The organism is Capnocytophaga canis (genome assembly GCF_000827555.1).
In the GTDB taxonomy this organism is placed as follows: Bacteria; Bacteroidota; Bacteroidia; order Flavobacteriales; family Flavobacteriaceae; genus Capnocytophaga; species Capnocytophaga canis.
In genome coordinates this window covers 48,947-68,576 of record NZ_CDOI01000101.1, presented here as the reverse complement: position 1 = coordinate 68,576, position 19,630 = coordinate 48,947, and the positions used below count along the sequence as shown (strand labels likewise).

Annotated in this window: 17 protein-coding genes and 1 tRNA gene; 9 read left to right on the top strand and 9 right to left on the bottom strand. The window is 37.3% G+C overall.

The genetic code is table 11. The features are described from left to right. Together CCAND38_RS03105 and cdd are read right to left on the bottom strand one after the other, a co-directional pair. The coding region (locus CCAND38_RS03105) for an InlB B-repeat-containing protein (RefSeq protein WP_042343824.1) at window positions 1-1,221 on the bottom strand (1,221 nt) is incomplete at its 3' end. A gap of 104 nt (window positions 1,222-1,325) precedes the next feature. Beyond that, window positions 1,326-1,805, bottom strand: a complete 480-nt coding sequence (cdd, locus tag CCAND38_RS03100) for a cytidine deaminase (RefSeq protein ID WP_042009606.1) — start codon at window positions 1,803-1,805, stop codon at window positions 1,326-1,328. Between the two features lie 120 nt (window positions 1,806-1,925). On the opposite strand from cdd, the gene CCAND38_RS11605 reads away from it, so the two are divergent. Next, a complete protein-coding gene (locus tag CCAND38_RS11605) occupies window positions 1,926-2,075 on the top strand; it encodes a hypothetical protein (RefSeq protein WP_156129753.1) in 150 nt (49 codons plus the stop codon). A gap of 100 nt (window positions 2,076-2,175) precedes the next feature. Here CCAND38_RS11605 and CCAND38_RS03095 read toward each other — a convergent pair whose 3' ends face one another. The 7 genes from CCAND38_RS03095 to mfd all read right to left on the bottom strand — a co-directional run bounded on the left by CCAND38_RS03095 (window position 2,176) and on the right by mfd (window position 13,802). After that, on the bottom strand, window positions 2,176-4,653 hold the full coding sequence (locus CCAND38_RS03095) for a DUF4982 domain-containing protein (protein WP_042343822.1): 2,478 nt from the start codon (window positions 4,651-4,653) through the stop codon (window positions 2,176-2,178). A 16-nt stretch (window positions 4,654-4,669) separates the two neighbouring features. Further along, window positions 4,670-4,885 (bottom strand): hypothetical protein, encoded by a 216-nt coding sequence (locus CCAND38_RS03090; protein ID WP_042343820.1) that lies wholly within the window; start codon window positions 4,883-4,885, stop codon window positions 4,670-4,672. 370 nt (window positions 4,886-5,255) lie between these two features. Further along, a complete protein-coding gene (locus CCAND38_RS03085) occupies window positions 5,256-6,275 on the bottom strand; it encodes an NAD-dependent epimerase/dehydratase family protein (RefSeq protein ID WP_042343818.1) in 1,020 nt (339 codons plus the stop codon). Between the two features lie 24 nt (window positions 6,276-6,299). Continuing rightward, entirely contained in the window at window positions 6,300-6,734 is a 435-nt protein-coding gene (locus CCAND38_RS03080; RefSeq protein WP_042343817.1) for a DUF2147 domain-containing protein, read from the bottom strand. Between the two features lie 511 nt (window positions 6,735-7,245). Further along, window positions 7,246-9,483 (bottom strand): alpha-L-fucosidase, encoded by a 2,238-nt coding sequence (locus tag CCAND38_RS03075; protein ID WP_197066320.1) that lies wholly within the window; start codon window positions 9,481-9,483, stop codon window positions 7,246-7,248. A gap of 21 nt (window positions 9,484-9,504) precedes the next feature. Further along, entirely contained in the window at window positions 9,505-10,272 is a 768-nt protein-coding gene (locus CCAND38_RS03070; RefSeq protein WP_042009576.1) for an acyl-[acyl-carrier-protein] thioesterase, read from the bottom strand. A 221-nt stretch (window positions 10,273-10,493) separates the two neighbouring features. Beyond that, window positions 10,494-13,802, bottom strand: a complete 3,309-nt coding sequence (gene mfd, locus CCAND38_RS03065; RefSeq protein WP_439096213.1) for a transcription-repair coupling factor — start codon at window positions 13,800-13,802, stop codon at window positions 10,494-10,496. A gap of 317 nt (window positions 13,803-14,119) precedes the next feature. Between mfd and CCAND38_RS03060 the strand changes: the two genes are divergently transcribed. The 8 genes from CCAND38_RS03060 to CCAND38_RS03020 all read left to right on the top strand — a co-directional run bounded on the left by CCAND38_RS03060 (window position 14,120) and on the right by CCAND38_RS03020 (window position 19,630). Next, window positions 14,120-14,479, top strand: a complete 360-nt coding sequence (locus tag CCAND38_RS03060; protein WP_042009579.1) for a BlaI/MecI/CopY family transcriptional regulator — start codon at window positions 14,120-14,122, stop codon at window positions 14,477-14,479. Between the two features lie 3 nt (window positions 14,480-14,482). Then, window positions 14,483-15,967: a M56 family metallopeptidase gene (locus CCAND38_RS03055; protein ID WP_042343814.1), complete on the top strand. Its 1,485-nt coding sequence runs from the start codon at window positions 14,483-14,485 to the stop codon at window positions 15,965-15,967. A gap of 136 nt (window positions 15,968-16,103) precedes the next feature. Next, a tRNA-Gln gene (locus CCAND38_RS03050) sits at window positions 16,104-16,174 on the top strand. Between the two features lie 153 nt (window positions 16,175-16,327). Continuing rightward, the gene (gene trxA / locus CCAND38_RS03045; protein ID WP_042009583.1) at window positions 16,328-16,648 is read left to right on the top strand and encodes a thioredoxin; all 321 of its coding nucleotides are present in this window, start codon (window positions 16,328-16,330) and stop codon (window positions 16,646-16,648) included. 722 nt (window positions 16,649-17,370) lie between these two features. Beyond that, the gene (locus CCAND38_RS03035; RefSeq protein WP_042009588.1) at window positions 17,371-17,847 is read left to right on the top strand and encodes an S-ribosylhomocysteine lyase; all 477 of its coding nucleotides are present in this window, start codon (window positions 17,371-17,373) and stop codon (window positions 17,845-17,847) included. Window positions 17,848-17,980: 133 nt separating this feature from the next. After that, window positions 17,981-18,454, top strand: coding sequence for a transcription elongation factor GreA (greA, locus tag CCAND38_RS03030; RefSeq protein ID WP_042009591.1), 474 nt, complete (start codon window positions 17,981-17,983; stop codon window positions 18,452-18,454). Between the two features lie 23 nt (window positions 18,455-18,477). After that, complete coding sequence (locus CCAND38_RS03025; protein ID WP_042343811.1) at window positions 18,478-18,870, top strand: HIT family protein; 393 nt, start codon at window positions 18,478-18,480, stop codon at window positions 18,868-18,870. 7 nt (window positions 18,871-18,877) lie between these two features. Beyond that, a complete protein-coding gene (locus tag CCAND38_RS03020; RefSeq protein WP_194295667.1) occupies window positions 18,878-19,630 on the top strand; it encodes a polysaccharide biosynthesis/export family protein in 753 nt (250 codons plus the stop codon).

Genomic DNA, 19,630 nt, shown 5'->3' with positions numbered 1-19,630 from the left:
TTCGTTTACGGTAAAGCTATACTCCGCTTGGGTAGAAACCACCGCTTGAGTAGCCGTGTTTACCCAATGTTTGAATTTATGGGGTGCTACGGGCGTAGCTGTTACTTTTGCGGTTTGACCTGCATTAAGGGTTTGATTTTCAGGAGATACACTACCCCAAGCCGTGTTGTTGCTGTTGGCAGTAATTTGTAAAGGCAAAGGCTCAAAAACAGCAATAAAACGCACGTTTTCATTGATGGCAGGTTGGTACGGATTGTCATTGGCTACGATAAAAGAAGGCGTACCCACAGCCCAACCCACAAAGCGATAGCCTGTTTTTGGGGTAGCCTGTAAGGTAACCTCTGTACCTGCATTTACGGTTTTGGTGGCGGGTTGTGCCGTACCCCACGTAGGGTGATGGCTTTCGGTGGTAAGTGTATATTGAACGGTACGCTCATCTTTAATGGTGATTTCCTGATAGCTTAGTGCTCCAGGAGTTCCAAGTCCATCATTCAGAACATTGCTAGTGTCGTCTCCGAATGTCATTTTAAGTCTGATATTCCTATTGAATCCTGATAACTTTGCTTTTGCTTGCAGTAAAATATCTTGTAATTTCATAGTATAAATATTTTCTTGCAAATCGACAAAATTATTTTGAGATTCTAAACTTGCATCCCACCAAATCCCATCAAATCTCCCATTAGGTACACTCAACACGTAATTTTCAGATACATAGTGAAAGCCCCCAATCACCTGCCCGATACGAGCATCGTCAGGGCTGACTACCGCAATTTTAGTAGGAGCATCTTGCGTAGCACTCGTTGCCGAAGCCCCCAATTGAAGCACACCATAATAATTCACATCACCAGCTATTCTTCTGCTTTCTTGGACTCCTCCCACTACTGTTTTATAGCTACAACTAAAGCCACCAGCTCCAGTAAATCTGAGGCGAGTTTTGCCATTTGCCCCAGTGAAAATAGTAAAAGGTCCATACTGTTTTTCGATATTGGTATAGTGAGATGGAATTTCTACTTCAAAAACCATCCCATTTTTGACAAGAACTCGTGTAAAAATGGATTCTGTTGTAGAGAAGTCTTCCTCAGCAAATTCAGTGATTGACTTTACTGTGTTTGGCTGATCAATTGTGATCGTCTTGGCGTAGCTCGTCTGAGCATAGCCGAGTTGCCCTGCGCTGAATGCCACCACAAGGGTAAGCACCAACAAAAAGATATGTTTTTTCATATTGCTTAAAGTTAATATATCAAAAAAAAGTAGTAAATCCTGCAAAAGTAAACAAAAAAGCAAGAAACTTCCAAAAAAAATAAGTGGGTTTTGTGTTTTGAGCCTTACAAAAGGCTACCGTCAAACAAAAAAGGTAGTAAATCCTTAATGGAATCCGTTTGAATGATTTTTCCACAGGCTCCCATAAAATAAACGGGAATGGCTTTTTTTTGTCGTATTTCGTACTCCGAAAGTGATTGCCTACACGCACCACAAGGCGACACGGGTTGGTCGGTAGGTGCTTTCGCCGTACCGGAAATGGCAATGGCTTGAATCGTTTCGTTTGGAAACTGAGTCGATGCTTGATAAATTGCCACACGCTCGGCACACAAGCCCGACGGATAAGCCGCATTCTCTTGGTTGGAGCCTATGCAAATGGCACCATTCTCCAACCGAACAGCCGCACCAACCTTAAAGTTGGAGTAAACCGCATACGCATTTTCCCTTGCCTTTACAGCCTCAGCCATAAGGGTTTGCACCTCTTCCGGAAGTTCAGAAATATGTTCGTAAGTTGTGTAGCGAATGGTCAATTGTTGTTTCTCCATAACAAAAAAACCGTTACTCAAAACCAACACTCTTGCCACAAACAGAATTCAGCAAGGCTTGTAAATTGGTTTAAAATACGTTTGACTAAATGATTACTTTCGCAAAGTTACGTATTATTTTTGAAAACAGGAATATTTTATGTGATTTCTTTAGGTGAAACGCAGGAAAATTATCAACCTCTGATTCGTTTATTTGAACCGTTTTTCGACCTTTTCGAGGTCGAAAAAGAAACATATCATTTCCATAAATTGGATTTAAAAACCCCGTAGGCTTTCTATTCAAAGCACTTTGCCAAAGTTTTAAGACTTTGGCAAAGTACCAAAAACACAGAAGAAAAACAAAATCCGTGTTACCTGTGGAAAGTTATTTCTATTTGGTTTTCACTTTAATTACAGCAGTTTTCAATCCTTTGCTTTTAGCTTCGAAAATGATTTCCCCTGCCTTTTGGCTTGATTGCACGATGGCTACCAATTTTCCGTTGAAAAGATGCATTTTTGGCAAATGGAATTGGTCGGTTGAGGTGGCATCGCCATTGGCTGCTGCACGATACGTTCCTGCTCCACTCACTTTAAAAGTAACCAAATCATTTATATTAGGGCATAGATTTCCGTCTTTGTCTACCGCTTCTATGGTAATGAACGAAAGGTCTTTTCCGTCGGCAGTAATTACATTTCTGTCAGCAGTAAGGCGAAGTGAATGTGGTTTTCCTGCGGTTTTTACAATTTTTTCAGCTACGGCTTTTCCGTTTTTGTCGTAAGCAACCACTTTTACCTCTCCTGCCTCGTATTTGGTGTCGAGCCACATTAGGCGATAACGTTTCTGACGCTCAAATGATTGCTGCGCTTCTTTGGTGTAACTTCCGTCAAGCGGAATGTTCAAATCTTTGCTACGTTTCCCTTGACTTTTTCCATTGATGAAAACCTCCGCCGAAGGATAATTTGTATAAACAAAAATTGGAGTTACCTGTCCTTCACGCCCTTCCCAATTCCAATGTGGTAGAATGTGTAGCGTTTCGGCTTCTTTGTTCCAATGGCTTCTGTAAAGGTAAAATCTATCTTTAGGAAGTCCTGCCAAATCCACCGCACCAAAGTATGAGCTGTGAGCTGGCCATTCTACATAATATGGAGTCGGTTCGCCCAAATAATCAAAACCTGTCCAAATAAATTCACCTATGGTGTAAGGTAAATCTTCGTGTTGAATCCAATCATCTTCTGGCAAATTTGACCAACCGCAATGTTCTACATCATAGGAAGAGGTTTGTTGGTCTTGATATTTTGGCATTGATTTTCTTTCCACAGGGAATTTGTAAATGCCTCTTGAACTGATAGTTGAAGCGGTTTCACTTCCCAAGATAATCTGTTGAGGTAGCAATTTGTAGGCTTCTTGATAACGGAACGGACGATAGTTGAAACCTGCTACCTGCATAGTTGCCGCCATATTGTTTTTGAAAACGTGGTCAGGTCTGTCCATTCCGTTGGAAACAGGTCGTGTACCATCGTGTTTGTGGATAATATCTTGCAACCAACGTGCTACTTTGGCTCCTTCCTGAACGCTTTGTTCTTCTACTTCGTTACCGATGAACCACATCACCACACTTGGGTTGTTACGAAAATGACGTACCAAATTGGTTAAATCTTTTTCTGCCCAATCTTTAAAATAACGATTGTAGCCATTTTCTACCTTCGGAATTGCCCATTCGTCGAAACTTTCCAAAGCCAACATCATTCCCATTTCATCGGCAATACGCACATATTCAGGAGCTGGCATATTATGAGCGGTACGAATGGCATTCACGCCCATATCTTGCATAATTCGTATCTGACGACGGATAGCCGCCTCATTGACCGCTGCCCCAATCGCTCCCAAATCGTGGTGCATACACACGCCTTGAAACTTGATTTTTCTTCCGTTGAGGTACAATCCGTCATTGGGTTTTATTTCGATTTTTCGGATACCAAAAGTGGTTGTTTCGGTGTCTTTCAGCGTTCCGTTTTCATATATTTTTGTAACTGCTTTGTATAAATTAGGCTGCTGAATATCCCACAAAACAGGATTTTTTACATAAATATCTTGCTGAATTTTGTTATTGATAACAAATTCATCGTATTTTTTTCTATCAGAAGCGATTTTTTCTCCTTTCGGATTGAAAATTTCGGTTTCTACTTCAATGTTAGATAAATTTTGGCTCTCTATCTCGGTTTTTAGCTGAATTTTAGCGAAATTCTTCTCAATTTCAGGAGTTGTTAGCTGAATTCCCCAAATAGGAATGTGAGTTTTGTTTTTGGTAATGACGTGTACATTTCGGTAGAGCCCTGCACCTGGGTACCAACGCGATTGCTGGGTCAAATTCTCCAAACGAACCGCCAACGTATTGTTTTTGGCTTTCACAAAAGGAGTAACATCGAGGAAAAAAGTGTTGTATCCGTGATGCCATTCTCCTGCTTTTTGCCCGTTGACGAATACTTCGGCGTTGGACATTGCTCCATCAAACTTGATGAAAACTTTTTTGTCAGAATTGAAATCCGCTACATCAAATGAAGTTCGGTACCAACCCACACCTACGAACGGAAGTCCGCCCGTACGCCCCGAATGCTCGATGGGAGCTACCTGTCCGTCTTGCTTGATGGCGGTTCGTTGTACGTCATTTTCAATATCGAACGGGCCATAAATAGCCCAATCGTGAGGCACGGTTACACTTTGCCATTTTTTGTCGTTCACAGCTACTTGCGAGAAGTTTTTGTTGTCCTCACGCGTAAATTTCCAGTTTTTTTCGAGCCTTTGCGTGGTTTGTGCAAGGCTCAGGGAACTCAGCCCCAATAAAATAGTTGATAAAAATATGTTTTTCATAAGAAAATGAATGATTTTATGGTAATTTCTTTGATTTCATTTCAATAAGCTCGTAAGAAACAGAGTAAGGAGAGGCTTTTATCACCTTGTTTACTTTTAAAATATAGCTGTAACCTACTTCAAACTCAAAATTTTTTATTTCTTCGACTATAACGAGCCTTTTCGTTTGGTTATCTAAGCAAAAAAGAGCGTCATAAAGCACCGGATATCCGTTCAATGTCTTCCTCTTCATTTTTTAGACAACCTATGCAAACAAAGTTGAGAAGAAAAATCAACATAAATACTCCTTGCCTTTTCATATTGATTATTTTTTATTTGGTCACAAAGATAACGTATTTTTTCAGAAGAAACAATTTCGGAGAAATCGAATAAGGGACAGGCAAACTCGGCAAACAAATATGTTTTTTATAGCTATACTTAGGAAAACATGATATTTGCGTTTTGTCTTAAAATACAGAGAGTAAATGACTTAGATCTTACACTTGGCAACAAAAATTTATGGCTTAGGAAATCCAACTAAAATCTCCTAAGCCAAACCTAATCTAACATAAAGTATTAAAATACAGATATTTGTGTTTTTTCTACACAATCATTCTTTTAAACTATTGGAAATAGCGCTTTATTTTCTCCGTATCGTTTTGCTTCCAAGCCTTATAGGGTTCGGACTTTGAAAGTAAATATTTTTTGATAATTGGGGCAAATAAACGAGTTGCCCATCGTTGTAGCATTGGTGTTGCCTCACGCACCATTTGGTAATAATCTTCAAGGGTGTCTTTTCTGAAACGAACGATTTTTTCAAGTTCGTCACCATCGACATAAACGCCACAATGGAAGTTCTTAGTAGCAAAAGCACGCTCAGGAAAATTGAGCTTTCCTAAACCGTAAATTTCAAAATTCTTGCCTAAAAATTCGCGATACGTGGTTACACAATCAGCTCCTCCGCCTAAATTGAATATTTTTTGATTTAAACTTTGCAGATGATCAATGCCATTTACAAAGGCTCTGGCGGTGTCTCGGGGCGTGGCGATTTCCATCAATTGGTCAAGCGACATTAAAAACATAATGCCCGAAATTTTATGGTTTTTAGGCCCCATAATCGCTCCTAAGCGGAAAATACTCCACTGCAAACGACTTTCACGCACGATTTTTTCCATAATGATTTTCCCTTGAGCATAGTAATCGCCCTCACTGGGTACAAGCGGGTCAGTAACGCGTATGTATGGGTCTTGCAAACGGTCGCCGTATGTGGCTACACTTGAAGCAAATAACATAAAAGCATCAGGAGCGTATTTTTCGGTATTTTCCACCAAATGACGCGTTCCACCTACGTTTACGCTATCTACCAAATGAGTTTTTTCATTCGCTAAAGGCGGAATGACCGACGCCAAATGGATAATTACATCTACTCCCGTTACTGGAGCTACGGTATCTTCCTTTCGGGTTATATCTCCGTAGAAAATTTCAATTTTATCTGAAAACGTTTCAAAATACTTTCTGTTTTTGGGTGTATCCAAATCAAATATTCGGATGTTGTACAAGTTATGTTTATTGACTAAAAGTTGAAGTGCTTCTTTACCTACACTTCCTCCTGCACCAGTTAATAGTATTGTTTTCTTTTGCATATTTGTTTTTGATTTTTTCTTATACTATGATTCTACGCGAGTCCAAGTTGTGTTTTTTCCTAATAAAGAGATACCTACAAATCCTCTAAGAATCAATTGATTATTTTTGATTTTAGCTTTACAATGATAGGTTTTTCCGCTTTGAGGATCGTAAATTTCGCCATTTTTCCATTCCCCTTTATGGTATTTCAATTTTTTTAAGATAACGCTACCTTTCAAAGGTTCATTTCGAAGGGATTTGTTGGGGTTATTGACGTCCTTTTTAGGCGTTTTACCATCTTTTTCAAACTCCTCTTTCATCCAAATTAGTTTTCCGAAGAATAAACCTCCTTCTTCATAAATTTGAAATTTACCATCTTTGGTTTCACTGAGCCATACTCCTACGATATCCTCTTTATTTTGAGCATATAAAATACTTCCTAATAACAGCGTAACGAGTGTAAAAATAGTTTTTTTCATTGTTTTTATAGTTGTTTTAATTTGTTTTTAAAGAATGTAGAAACCTCAAGAGAGATTCACCTTCATAAAAAAGATTTACAGTTGAATTATACGATAAATACAACATTGTCAACACAAAGACACAACCAACGGAGGAATAATTTGTCTTTATAAAAAACATGTCAGATTCACTGAATTATTAATCCGAACTGCTCTCCATATTTCTTCAACACTTTAAAATACCAGGCAATAAATATGCCTTTTTAGGAATCTTTCCGATATTTTTCTTTTTTTAACAGTTACACATATGGTATATTTATCATATATCTCCTGTGTAATGTATAGAAAAAGATTCTACATAAAGAGATGTACACCACTGAAAATCAATAATAAAACTGAACTAATTTTATTCTTTTTGAAATTACAATTACCCGAAGACTACCTCAACTTAAACAATTTAAAAAAAACGAAGAACATTACAGTACACCTGTGGTATATTGTAATGTTCTTAATTGATAAAGGTTCTATCTATCTATAAAAAATCCAATTCTGCAATGGTTAAAATATCTCCGTTTTCTGCAATTTCAGTGGCTTCGATACGTACGTAACGACTGGTAACGCTTTCTGGAAAATAGAAAGTTCTGGGGGTTGGGTCGTTAATTAGGTTTCCGAATTCAAAATTGGCTACGGTTTGCCAAGTTTTACCATCGTTACTCACTTGAATTAACCCCTTGGCTAACATACCTTTACTATGGAAAGTTTGTGGCGTATAGACCAAAGCCTTTAAGGTCTGTATTTTGCCTAAATCAATGGCTATGAATGGTTTTTCAGAGCTTTTTTGTGATTGCCAATAGGTATTGGGTTGGGCATCAAAAGCCATAGTGGTTTTTCTATCATTTTGTTCAGAACTGAAATTGAGTACTTTCCATTGTTTTTTTAGAATTCCTAAATCTTCTGAGCGTACCGCACCTTTCATCCCTTTATTGAAAGAAACGGCTTTGAGTTGTTTATTTTCTACGAAAAAAGGCTCGGTGTATTTGGCACTGTTTTCATTAGGTTCTGAACCATCTAAAGTATAGAAAATTTCATAACCTGTATTTAAGTTTTCCGAGGCATTTTGTCCGTGGGGTTTCCAATTGAATTGGGTTTGCATTGGTGCAATGGTTACCATTCCGTCCAAGTTTCTGAAAAAAGAAAGCTGGGGCGGACGAGTTTTGTAATAATGCGCCGAAATGTGACTGATTGCAGGGGTATTACGTGATTCCAACACTCGAAAACGAATTTTAGAGGTGGTTACTTCTGGAAAACGTAAAATACGTTTATAACCGATGTTGGTTGCCGAGGCAATTTCTTGCCATTGATTGTTAATCCAAGCCTCTACGCTGTGTTTTTCTACACGTTCTCCGTGAGTGCGAATGGCTTCTTGTAAAACAATTCGGTTGAAGGTTATCGGCTTTTTGGAAGAAATAATAATCTCCTGATTTTTTTTGTTCAAAGTCAAGTAAGTATCGGGGTTATTATCCAATACTTTTTTGCATCCTTTGGCTCTGTAAAGCAAATTGTTATCATAAGTTTCTCGTATGCGTTGTCCTACTTCTTTAAGTACATCAACATCGGTTTGTGGAAATTTTCCTTCCCGATTGGGTGGAATATTCAATAAGAAGGTGGTATTTCCGCCAACGGTTCGTTCGTAAATATCAAAAACATCATCAGCACTACGTACTTTTTGGAAGGTATCATCTCGGTAGAACCAACCTTCACGAATGGAGGTATTGATTTCGGCTTGTTGATAGTGTAGGTATTTGGCATTATAGAGCTTTTCGCGTGAACCCAAATCTTTTCCGGTCATATCGGGGAAGCGTTGAGCCGTTGCAGGATTCATCGGCATAGGAATTACATTCCATTCGGTTTCTCGGGTGGCTCCGGATTCGTTTCCTCCCCAACGGATATCTTCTCTTCCGAAGATAACCGCTTTGGGAGCCAACGTGCGGATAAGTTGCTTCCAAGCGGTGTAGTTGTACTGTTGACCGCCCTTGGTTTTAGGATGCGCCCCATCGAACCATACTTCGTGTACAGGGCCGTATTCGGTGAGTATTTCAAAAAGTTGGTTAAGGAAATACTCGTTATAATCGTCAACCTCAAATTCAAAAGTGGTTTTGTTTGCAAAAGGTCTGCCTGGCACCTCTCGCGGAATGGTTCTTTTAGTGTATTTGCTTAAATTACCATATAATCCTTCAGGGTGTTCTATTTGATAGAGGTCAGCAGGAGATAAGTATACGCCTAATTTCAGACCGTATTTTTGACAAGATTCCGAAAGGTCTTTCAAAATATCGCCTTTTCCACCTCGAAAATCTGTAGACATAACTCCGTGATTGGTATATCGGCTTTGCCAAAGCACGAATCCATCGTGATGTTTTACCGTTAGAATAACCATTTTCATTCCTGAATCGTGCATTGCTTTACACCATTGGTCGGTATCTAAGGTTTTTAAATCGAATATTTTAGGGTCTTCCTTTCCGCTGCCCCATTCCATACGGGTAAAGGTGTTTGGCCCAAAATGCACAAAGGCGATGTATTCATTGCTTAGGGCTTCCCATTGGTTTTGGTTAGGCACCACTCTTGAGGCTTTTTCGATAATGACCTCTTTTGAGTCGTTTTCTTCGACTTTAATGGTATTGTGCACTTTTTTTTGCTGGGCATATCCTGATGCACCGATTAGAAAACATAAAAACAAAAATGTTTTTGATTGTTTTGTGAAAAGTTTCATCATTTTATAATGTGTTTGATTGTTTTAAAGGTTCTTTTTTATGGGTTCGGCAACCAACTTAGCGATAAAGGCAGGTTTGGTTTGTTCGGACTTTTTACCGCAGAAAAAAACGGTAATATTTCCGTCGGTTTCGAACGTAGGCGTACTTGAGTAGCCTTGAATTTCATCGTTATAAAAGGTTTCCGACAAGAAATTGATATCATATTCTTTGATGACATAATTCTTATGATTTTTCAAAGAAAGCATATCAAGTACCCATTGCGAATATTTTATGTTGTTCACGTGGAGATTGACATCCAAATCCGAAATGCGTACGTTGAATTTTTTTATCAGTTCTAAATCTGAGGGGAGGTCAATACGTTCGGTTTTGAAGTCCAACGCTCCATCGGTACGCGCATAGAAAAGCTCTTGCCTATCCGATAGGTCAATGGGTTTGCGTGATGCAATATCCAAAGTAATCCAAGTACTGGAACAACTCCCAATGACTTCTCCTTTTTCTGAAAGGATTTCAAACTCACGGAAAGCATAAACCCCCATTACGGGTAGCGACCACGTTTTTACTGTAATTCTTTCATTCCATTTGGGCCAACGTTTCATTTTTAGTTTTTGCTGAGTAAGCACCCAAAAGAAGCCTTCCTTGACTAATTGTTCGTAGCCAAAGCCTAAATTTTCAGCGTGTTCGGCAGCGATATCTTGCAATATGCCCAACACTCCGTAAAGCCCTAACTGATTGTTTACGTTGAGTTGTGTACTTCGTACTTTGTAGGTTTCTGTAAAAATGGTTTGTTTCATTGGTTTACATTGAATGAAAGGCAAAGATACTAATTTATAAAATATTAAAAAAGTAACGTTCAAATAGTTTTCAAAAAATCGTGAATGCAAGTGTATGAATTACCAAACTCATCTTGATTCTTTACTTTGTAAGGATAGTTTCTATAAATAAAAACCATATAAAAACATAGCATTTTTCTATGTTTCTATATGGTTTTAAATTTAATTTCTAGTATTTATCTCTAAAAGGAGTGTTGTTCGTTGAAAACCAATTGCATCACTTTTAAGGCTTGATGAATAGTATTGATACTATTGAAGTGAAGCAACAACCGTAGTCCGTTGCGGGTTTCTTTTTCTTGCATTCTGCATCGGTCGGGGTGGCGTTGCACAAATTGCAATACTTTTTGAAAACGAGAACTTTGATAAAACGGACTTTCTTGGTCGGAAATGAAATATCCTGTCATTTTTCCGTTTTTCATTACTAATTTTTCGATTCCCATTTTGGTTGCAAACCATTTCAGACGTACGCTATTGAGCAAATCGACAGCCTGAGGGGGCAACTGACCAAAGCGGTCAATCAGATTCTTCTCGTAGGTTAGTAAATCGGCTTCCGAACTGATGTTACTTAGCTCATTGTAAAGATTTAATCGTTCCGCAACTCGGTTTACGTAAGTATCCGGAAATAAAAGCTCAAAATCACTATCAATTTGTGTATCATTCAGATATGATTTGTCTTCTTCCTTCGTTTGATACAATTCGGAAAACTCGTTTTCTTTCAGCTCTACGATGGCTTCTTGCAAAATTTTCTGATAGGTTTCAAATCCGATTTCGTTAATGAAACCGCTTTGTTCTCCACCAAGCAAGTCACCCGCTCCTCGTATTTCCAAATCCTTCATCGCAATATTGAACCCACTTCCTAAGTCCGAAAACTGAGCAATGGCTTGTATTCGTTTGCGAGCATCATCGCTCATTGCTACAAACGGAGGTGTGATGAAATAACAGAAGGCTTTTTTGTTGCTTCGCCCCACACGTCCACGCATTTGATGTAGGTCAGACAAGCCAAAATTATGAGCGTTATTGATGAAAATCGTGTTGGCATTAGGCACATCTAAACCACTTTCGATGATGGTCGTTGCTACCAAAACGTCATAAGTTCCGTCCATAAAGGCAAGCATCGTTTCTTCGAGTTTTTTGCCGTCCATTTGCCCGTGACCTACGGCTATTTTGGCATCGGGAACAAGCCGTTGTAGCATTCCTGCCACTTCACGGATATTTTCCACTCGATTATTGATGAAAAACACTTGTCCGCCTCGCTGAATTTCGTAAGCAACGGCATCACGGATAATTTCTTCATTGAAATGGATAACTTGACTATCAATAGGATATCGATTTGGTGGAGGCGTATTGATTACTGACAAATCCCTTGCTGCCATCAAACTGAATTGCAGTGTCCTTGGGATTGGAGTTGCTGTAAGTGTCAGTACGTCAAGGTTTTCTTTCAGCGTTTTGAGTTTGTCTTTCACACCCACACCAAATTTTTGCTCTTCATCAACGATTAGAAGTCCTAAATCTTTGTACTTAACACTTTCATTTACAATTTGATGTGTCCCAATGATGATATCTAGTGAGCCTTCGGCGAGTTCTTCCAAAATGTTTTTTTTCTCTTTTGCCGTTCGGAATCGATTTAAGTAATCAATCCTCACCGGAAAATCTTTCATTCTGCTGCTAAATGTCTGATAATGTTGAAATGCCAAAATGGTCGTAGGCACCAAAACGGCTACTTGTTTTCCGTTATCAACCGCTTTAAAGGCTGCCCGAATGGCAACTTCCGTTTTTCCAAAGCCAACATCGCCACAAACAAGCCTATCCATTGGTTTTGGACTTTCCATATCGGCTTTGACCTCGGCAGTAGCTTTGCTTTGGTCGGGCGTATCTTCGTAAAGAAATGAGGCTTCCAATTCATTTTGCAGATAACTGTCGTGAGCAAAGGTAAAACCGCTAGATTCTTTCCGTTTGGCATACAATTGAATGAGGTTGAAGGCGATTTCTTTAACCCGAGCTTTTGTCTTCTGTTTCAGGGCTTTCCACGTTCCCGAACCCAGTTTGTAAATCTTCGGAGGTTTGCCGTCTTTGCCGTTGTATTTCGTAATTTTATGTAGGGAATGAATGCTGACAAAAAGTACATCGCGGTCGCCATAGATAAGTTTGATGGCTTCCTGCATTTTGCCTTCTACTTCAATTTTTTGTAATCCTGCAAACTTCCCGATGCCGTGGTCGATATGCGTAACATAATCACCAACAGTAAGTTGAGTGAGTTCTTTAAGCGTAATGGCTTGTTTTTTAGCATATCCATTTTTTAGGTGAAACTTATGATAGCGTTCAAAAATCTGATGGTCGGTAAAGACGTTGATTTTATTGTCCGAATCTACAAATCCGCTGTGTAGCGATAAAATGGCGGTTTGATAATGTACTTTTTGTTCCATTTCCTTGAAAATATCATCAAAACGCTTTGCTTGTTGCTCGGTGGAACAAATAATGTAATTGGTGAAACCTTCTTCGTGTTTCTCATTTAAATAGCTGATTAATAGCTCAAATTGCTTATTGAATGCAGGTTGCGGATTAGTTCTAAAAACGATTTTTTCTGAAGAAAATAATGAGTTTGCCCCTGTGAAAATCGATTGAAAGGAGCTGATACGTTCCAAAAGTTCATTACTTTGACAGAAAAGTACTTCGGGAGTGATATGTTTGACTTCGTTCGATAGTTTTTCGTAAATTTCAACGGATTTATTGAATAATTTATCGATTTTTTGAGGAAAACTATCAATATCCTTCGCGATAAAAAGTGTTTCTTCCGAAATGTATTCCAAAATGGACTGCCTTACTTCTTCATTTTCCTTGTTTTCGATGTTTGGAATAATCGTGATTTTTGATAATTGTTGTGTAGAAAGCTGTGTTTCAACATCAAAAGTTCGGATACTTTCGATTTCATTGCCGAAAAACTCAATGCGATAAGGTTCGTTGTTCGAGAAAGAAAAAACATCGACAATACCACCACGAACTGAAAATTCCCCGGGTTCGGTGACAAAATCTGTTCGGTTGAAGTTGTAGGTGAAAAGCATTTCATTGAGGAAATCCAAAGATAAAGAGTCTCCTTTTTTAATTTTTAAAGTGTTCTTCTCGAGTTGTTTGCGAGTAATTACCTTTTCAAAAAGAGCCTCAGGATAACTCACCACGATCAAAGGCGTTTGATGTGAACCCAATCGGTTTAACACTTCGGCACGAAGCAAAACATTGGCGTTATCCGTGTCTTCAATCTGATACGGACGGCGGTAGCTATCGGGGAAAAATATTACGTGCTCATCGCCTAGTAGGCTTTCCAAATCATTCAGAAAATAGGCTGCTTCTTCCTTATCCGAAAGCATCACAAACAAATTTCGTTTCGTGTTTCGGAAAAGATTGGCAATGACAAATGATAATGAAGCTCCTGATAAATGATTGATTTGCAGAGAGGATATTCCTGCTTTAATTTTTGAGTTTAGCTCAATAAATATCGGATTTTCACTTATTTTGAGAAGAATATCGTTTAGTTTCACTTATTTTTTCTTGCAAAAATACGATTTCTAATAAACTTTGCAAAATATGTATTAGCTGTTTTAAAAGCAGAATTTCAAATATCGAATAGCTTTTCAGAGCCTTTAAGAACAAGCGATTTTAAACAAACTATAAAAAATAGTTGCTTAACTAAATTTTTTAGTTTACATTTGCACTGTGAATTAATAAAGCTATCTTCCGGTAAGAAAGAGGCGAAATGAAAGTTTATAGAAACAATCAGATAAATAGGTAAAATCAATAAATAAAACACAAAAAAATGAAAGAATTAACAGCAAAAGAAGAAGAGATAATGACATTTTTTTGGAAACATAATAAACTCTTTGTTAAGCAAATCGTAGAGCAGTATCCTGATCCAAAACCACATTTCAATACCATATCTACATATGTACGTATGCTTGAAGAGAAGGGGTTTTTGGCACATGAGCCGTTTGGCACCTCTTACCAATATTATCCACTGATTTCCAAAGAGGAATACAACAACCGAACGTTAAAAAATATTGTAGCAAAATATTTTCAGAATTCGTACTTGAATGTAGTCAATACGTTCATAAAATCCGAAAAATTATCCATTGAAGAAATTCGACAATTGTTGGATGATATTGAAAAAAAACAATAAAGTATGGAAAATTTAGTATTGTACCTGCTAAAACATTTTGTTTTTATGGGGATATTATGGGGAGGCTATCGTTTGTTTGTCAGTGGTAACACTTTTCATAGAACTAATAGAATCACCCTATTGCTGATTTTTGCAATAGGAATGATGTGTCCTTTAGTAAATATTCCACTTCCTTATGATAGTATATTCGCTGAAAAACAAATAGTTGCATTTGAGCTATCCTCTTCAGAGACTCAAACAGAGTCAATCGTAGCAACAGAAAGTGATAATAGTTATAGCCTTACAACTCTCCTATGGATTGTTTATGTGGTAGGTATTTTGCTCTTTTTACTTCGATATCTTATCGGAATTATATTCATTGGTCGAATTGTTAGCAGAGCCACACTTGAAAAAACAACAAATAACAAGAATATATATGTGACCAAGAAAAAGGTATCTCCATTTAGTTGGTTTGGTTATGTAGTTATTTCTGAAGAAGATATGACGAAAGGAGCTGATAATATTATCAAACACGAGTTGGCACATGTTGAATTTGGGCATTCGTGGGACTTACTTTTTGCACAGCTTTATTGCTTAGCCTTTTGGTGGAATCCTTTTGTGTGGTTGCTTAAAAATCAACTAATTACTGTACACGAATTTGAAGCTGATCAGCGAGTAATTGAACAAACCACCCATCCTAACGAGTACCGAAAGCAACTCATTCACCTATGTGTAGGAGCTGAACGAATAGCTATGGCACATAATTTTGAAACAAGTAACCTAAAAAAACGTATTTATATGACAATGAAAAACAAATCAACCGCAAAAGCCAAATGGGGCTATGCAGCTCTGGCGTTGGCTGCCACTTTAACCATGTCGTTAACTTCAACAGAAACGATACAAGCACAAGAAAAAGAGCCTCAGATAGTAGTTTTAGGCTATGTGACTGATGATAAAAATCCGCAACCGTTGTTTTTCATTGACGGGAAAGAGGCAACAAAGGAAGCAATTTCAGGAATACCTGCGGACAACATTGGATGGATAAACGTGCTCAAAGATGAAAAAGCGACAAAAAGGTATGGCGAAAAAGGTAAAAATGGCGTTGTTGAAATCTACACCCAAGGAAATGTTCCAGAGGAATTTGCAAAAAAAGCAAAAGACAAAAAGACGTTTAAACTTTCAAAGTCCTCCGAAAAAGCCCCAGTTACAAGTGGTAATATGACCGTTCTAAAACTAAAACAAGAGTCCGATACCCTTATGTCTGATTCAAAAGTTGTTGACGTTAAGGAAGTTCAAGTAACACAAAAAGTAACAGCCTTTAAAATGAATGGAAAAAAGGCAAATGACCCTTTGTTATTAGTTGACGGAAAAGAAATGGAATATACAAAATTAGCCGATCTTGGCGCTGAAAATATTCAATCCATAGTAGTGTTGAAAGACAAAAAAGCTCTTGAAGCATATGGTGAAAAAGGAAAAAATGGAGTTATTTTAATAACTTTGATAAAATAATCAAAAAATATTTAAGAGTTAACATATTGATATTTAGTTAATTAAATAGGTTAATCAGATAATAAAAATATTTTTATCGTTATTTTATTTGGAAGTTTAAAAAACTTACGTATCTTTGCACCGCAAAAATAACGATTGGCTCATGGTGTAATGGTAACACAGCAGATTTTGGTTCTGTTATTCAAGGTTCGAGTCCTTGTGAGCCAACAAAAGCTACCCTACAGTGGGTAGCTTTTTTATTTTAATCTTGTTTAAATAAACAAAATCGATACGGATATAGTTAAAATTTATATAACATACTGTGTATATTGAATTTGATTTATTATCTTTGCCTCCATTAACACTTAAAACAATTTAAAAATGGCTTTAGAAATAACAGATGCTACTTTCGAAGAAGTGGTTTTGAAGAGTGATAAACCCGTATTGGTAGATTTTTGGGCAGTTTGGTGCGGACCTTGTCGTATGTTAGCTCCTGTGGTTGAGGAAATCTCAAAGGAATATGAAGGAAGAGTAGTTGTAGGAAAAGTGGACGTAGACAACAACCAAGAATTTGCTTCTAAGTATGGAGTGCGAAACATTCCAACAGTATTAGTATTCCAAAATGGAGAGGTGGTAGGTAGACAAGTGGGTGTTGCCCCTAAAAAAACATACACAGAAGCTCTTGACGGAATCTTAGGTTAGTTTTTTTTATTTTTAAATACTTTTCATTGTGTTTGTGGTGTAATCCAAAGTCTATGTGGGACACTTTTTTGCAATTTTACTTAATGCAGAAATTAGAATATACCACAAACACAATTTGTTTTTTTGAGTTCACTACTTAATTGCATATATTTTTTAACGGTTAAATGCTGATTTTTCAGCATTTTGACCGCTTTTAATCGGATTGGAGATTTGGCGTTAAGAAAATCAACGAATAAAGCAAAGTAAGCGAAAACTTGGAGCTTAGTATGTGGAAAATTTTCCATTGTTCGAAGCGACCGTAGGAAGCAAGTTTGGAAAATTTTAGCGACATGAGTCTGATTTTTAGGCAAATATCCAAAGTATTGATTTTTGGTTCTTTTCATCTAAGGAAAAGAACGATGTATGAAAATAAATAATGAACTCAATTGTTTTTTTTACAGTTCCAATCTCTTCTGATAATTAATACATCTTCCTTTAGATATTTTTACTGGTGCATAATCCGAATTAAACTCTAATGCCTTTTGTGTTTTCAATTCAATGTTTTAAAGCTACATAGCACATTGAGTTTTATCCATTATAGCTTGCCAAAAAATTCAATTCGATGTGGTATTATGGAAGATTTTGTTGTATGCTTTTGCCTTTATGAGAACTGACTGTTAGTATAGCGTCGTATTTTTGCTTATAAATGAAAAAGGAGTATATTTGCGGAAATTTTTAATCATATGGAAAGGATAGCCAGTTTTTGTATAGATCATTTGAAATTGCAACGTGGTATTTTTGTTTCGCGTAAGGATTTTGTTGGCAATGAAGTAATTACTTCATTTGACATTCGCATGAAATTACCTTATCGTGAGCCTGTGTTGGGAGGTGCTGAAATTCATACTATTGAACACTTAGCAGCTACTTGGTTGCGAAATAGCGATTGGAAAGATAAAATCATTTACTGGGGGCCGATGGGCTGTATGACAGGGAATTATCTTATTTTAGCAGGGGATTACACTTCAGAGGATATTCTGCCACTTATCACGCGATTGTTTGAATACATGACTCATTTTGAAGGAGAAATCCCAGGAGCATCAGCCTTAGAATGTGGTAACTTTTACAACAACAATTTACCAATGGCAAAGTTTGAGGCAAAGAAATATCTTGAAGAAGTGCTTTACAATATGAAGGAAGAAAATCTGAATTATCCGTTATAGAATTGAAAATTAGACTATTGAATGATTCGTTAAATAATCTATAATTGGTAATAAAACAAAAAAATATTTGTATCTTTGCACCGAATCCTCAAACTAATGAGGATTTTTCGTTTTTTTTAAATTTACATAAACTATGAATAATATATCGTATTATACAGCTGAGGGATTAAAAAAATTAAGAGATGAATTAAACCAACTCAAAGACGTTGAACGTCCGAAAGCATCACAGGCAATTGCTGAAGCGAGAGATAAAGGAGATTTATCGGAAAACGCTGAATATGACGCAGCGAAGGAAGCACAAGGGCTTTTAGAGATGAAAATCGCTAAATTGGAGCAATTGTTAGCGAATGCACGTTTGATTGATGAGTCTCAATTAGATACCTCAAAAGTGTTGGTGCTTTCAACAGTGAAAATCAAGAACTTAAGCAACAATATGCAAATGACATATACCTTAGTTGCTGAAAGTGAAGCGGATTTGAAAACAGGTAAAATCTCGGTAAGTTCTCCTATTGGGAAAGGCTTGTTGGGCAAAGCTGTTGGTGAAATTGCTGAAATTCAAGTGCCTAATGGCATATTGAAAATGGAAATTTTAGAAATTAGTCGATAAATCATCTAAAAAACAACTGACCAATGGCGAGTATTTTCACAAAAATCATTCAAGGAGAAATTCCTGCGTATAAAATCGCTGAAAATGAGGGTTTTATCGCGTTTTTAGATATCAATCCCAATGCGATAGGGCATACCCTTTGTGTTCCCAAAAAGGAGGCAGATAAATTGTTTGACCTGGATGAAACCACCTACAACGAACTAATGACATTTTCGCGAAAAGTTGCTCAAGCCTTGGAACGAGCTATTCCTTGTAATCGTGTAGGGGTGGCTGTCATAGGGTTGGAAGTACCTCACGTACATGTACATCTTATTCCTATCAATGAGATGAAAGAAATGACTTTTGGGCACAAGGTCTCGCTCACTGATGCTCAGTTCAAGGAGGTAGTTGAAAAAGTACAAAGAGAACTAAAATAACATGAAAATGAAAAAAATATCCGTAATAATATGTTTAGTTTCAATACTTTTTTCTTGTACCTCAAGAAAGAATGTTGCGTACTTTTCGGATATTGAAAACAATAAAACAGAGATTTTAAAATCCTATGAAATTAGGCTCCAACCTGATGATTTATTAAAAATAATTATTAATTCACAAACGGAGGAGCTACTTTCGGATTTTAATAAAACTCAAAATACAGGCGTAGCTGCGGTAGGATCTTCACCACTACAAACCTACTTGATTGATAAGGATGGATATATCACTTATCCAGTTATTGGAAATATTAAATTAGGAGGTCTGACTCGTAATGAAGCGATTGATGTATTGACCAAAGCGGTCCGCACTTTTATCAAGGATGCAACTGTGAATCTGCGAATCGCTAATTTCAAGGTAACTGTGCAAGGAGAGGTACGAAAGCCTGGTACGTTTACTATTGAATCGGAGCGTATTACATTATTACAAGCGTTGAGTATGGCGGAAGATATGACCATCTATGGTAAGCGTAGTCATGTTATTATCATTCGTGAACAGGATGGGCAAAGAACTTTTAATGTGGTGGATATGTCTTCCTCTGAATTTATGAACTCCGATTTCTACTACTTAGCTCAGAACGATGTGGTGTATGTTGAACCTAATAAAACACGAATAAATTCTTCCGTATTAGGTTTAGATACAAGTACTATCTTATCTGCTATTTCGGTAACAATTACTGTAATTGCCTTATTACTAAAATTTTAG

What these genes read in the sequence shown, in the direction of transcription:
- CCAND38_RS03085 (WP_042343818.1), bottom strand. Translation starts at nt 6,275, where the DNA reads ATGCAAAAGAAAACAATACTATTAACTGGTGCAGGAGGAAGTGTAGGT.
- cdd (WP_042009606.1), bottom strand. Translation starts at nt 1,805, where the DNA reads ATGGAGAAACAACAATTGACCATTCGCTACACAACTTACGAACATATT.
- CCAND38_RS03090 (WP_042343820.1), bottom strand. Translation starts at nt 4,885, where the DNA reads ATGAAGAGGAAGACATTGAACGGATATCCGGTGCTTTATGACGCTCTT.
- CCAND38_RS03060 (WP_042009579.1), top strand. Translation starts at nt 14,120, where the DNA reads ATGAAAGAATTAACAGCAAAAGAAGAAGAGATAATGACATTTTTTTGG.
- CCAND38_RS03080 (WP_042343817.1), bottom strand. Translation starts at nt 6,734, where the DNA reads ATGAAAAAAACTATTTTTACACTCGTTACGCTGTTATTAGGAAGTATT.
- CCAND38_RS03095 (WP_042343822.1), bottom strand. Translation starts at nt 4,653, where the DNA reads ATGAAAAACATATTTTTATCAACTATTTTATTGGGGCTGAGTTCCCTG.
- CCAND38_RS03025 (WP_042343811.1), top strand. Translation starts at nt 18,478, where the DNA reads ATGGCGAGTATTTTCACAAAAATCATTCAAGGAGAAATTCCTGCGTAT.
- CCAND38_RS03055 (WP_042343814.1), top strand. Translation starts at nt 14,483, where the DNA reads ATGGAAAATTTAGTATTGTACCTGCTAAAACATTTTGTTTTTATGGGG.
- trxA (WP_042009583.1), top strand. Translation starts at nt 16,328, where the DNA reads ATGGCTTTAGAAATAACAGATGCTACTTTCGAAGAAGTGGTTTTGAAG.
- CCAND38_RS03020 (WP_194295667.1), top strand. Translation starts at nt 18,878, where the DNA reads ATGAAAAAAATATCCGTAATAATATGTTTAGTTTCAATACTTTTTTCT.
- greA (WP_042009591.1), top strand. Translation starts at nt 17,981, where the DNA reads ATGAATAATATATCGTATTATACAGCTGAGGGATTAAAAAAATTAAGA.
- CCAND38_RS03070 (WP_042009576.1), bottom strand. Translation starts at nt 10,272, where the DNA reads ATGAAACAAACCATTTTTACAGAAACCTACAAAGTACGAAGTACACAA.
- CCAND38_RS03035 (WP_042009588.1), top strand. Translation starts at nt 17,371, where the DNA reads ATGGAAAGGATAGCCAGTTTTTGTATAGATCATTTGAAATTGCAACGT.
- CCAND38_RS03075 (WP_197066320.1), bottom strand. Translation starts at nt 9,483, where the DNA reads ATGATGAAACTTTTCACAAAACAATCAAAAACATTTTTGTTTTTATGT.